The organism is Acinetobacter sp. UNC436CL71CviS28 (genome assembly GCF_000620525.1).
In the GTDB taxonomy this organism is placed as follows: Bacteria; Pseudomonadota; Gammaproteobacteria; order Pseudomonadales; family Moraxellaceae; genus Acinetobacter; species Acinetobacter radioresistens.
The window spans coordinates 1-1,121 of record NZ_JIBB01000103.1; the positions used below are offsets into that span (position 1 = coordinate 1).

The following is a 1,121-nucleotide window of genomic DNA, read 5'->3' on the forward strand; positions in this document are numbered from 1 at the left end:
AACGCACTTATCATTTTACCGTATCGCCTACGGACTCAATCAATATTAGTGACTAGGTTACAACTTCGCCACTATAACAGAAATACTATACCGCGCGTTTAAACGAGTCAACACCAAAAGCATCAAATATATTAAACTTCTGCCTTATTAGATCAATGTTGCTAAAGCATTCAGTGCGTCCGCGAAAAGGCTTCTTGGGTGTATACCTGTATTTTTTCAGCAACCTCAAAATCATTGCTTCAAATTTATAGAGCTTTTTCCTATCCCCGTTTTGGAGACTCAAGACATCATAGTCATATGGGAGTCCACTCCTATCGGGGAATCTAACGTCTAAAGATTTTGTGGTAATTCCAATTTTGTAAAACTCTTCCTGATCATCGTAACAACGAATTATATAAATCATTGCACCATGATCTAGCAGGCTTTCTTCATTGCAGGCTATACACCCTCGGCCAGCTAATAGCTTCTTTGCTCTAGTTCTTACCCAGCCATGTTTAGGGCATTTAATTTTAACCAATGAGTCCACATCTTTGTTAAATACAACCTTTGAAAAGTCATATTCAAAGTCCTCATAGGTTAATTCTAAGAGTTTCATAAAATTTTGGTGACGACGTTGCATAGCTGTGGCTACGCAAGTATTATTGCGCACAGTCATTTTGGAGCCTCGATTTCAATTTGATTAGAGCCATATAGGTGTTGGTAGCACCTGTATGGCTTGCTTAAATATTATACCATAAATATAAATAAACTCATGATATTCTTAATCTTTTATCGTGTGCATGAATAAAAAATCTAGCACAACCAACCATAATATTCACCTGACTTTTAGATTGATTTGTGATACCACCCACAGCATTTAAACTACGATTCTCCACCTTATGCTTCACCAGACACATCACTGCATACTTGGCTGTGAAGTCCACTGACTCGGATTGAAAGATACTCCTCAACAACGCCTGCACCTGATCCGCTTCATAGTCGCTAATCTCACAACGGATATAAGCCTTACCTTTCGGCATTTCCTTACCTGCTTCACGCATCAACCAGTAAATCTGATTAATATGCAAACCATCGGGATAGTCTCCTCCTCTCATGCGCTCAGTTTCACACCAAGCCCCGAA

2 protein-coding genes are annotated in these 1,121 nt (G+C 39.2%); both read right to left on the minus strand.

All coding sequences use genetic code 11. From position 1 onward, the window contains the following. Positions 1–85: 85 nt before the first annotated feature. Positions 86–655 (minus strand): GIY-YIG nuclease family protein, encoded by a 570-nt coding sequence (locus N518_RS0115340; RefSeq protein ID WP_026444496.1) that lies wholly within the window; start codon positions 653–655, stop codon positions 86–88. Positions 656–749: 94 nt separating this feature from the next. Further along, on the minus strand, positions 750–1,121 hold a 372-nt coding region (locus tag N518_RS0115345), incomplete at its 5' end, for a hypothetical protein (RefSeq protein WP_026444497.1).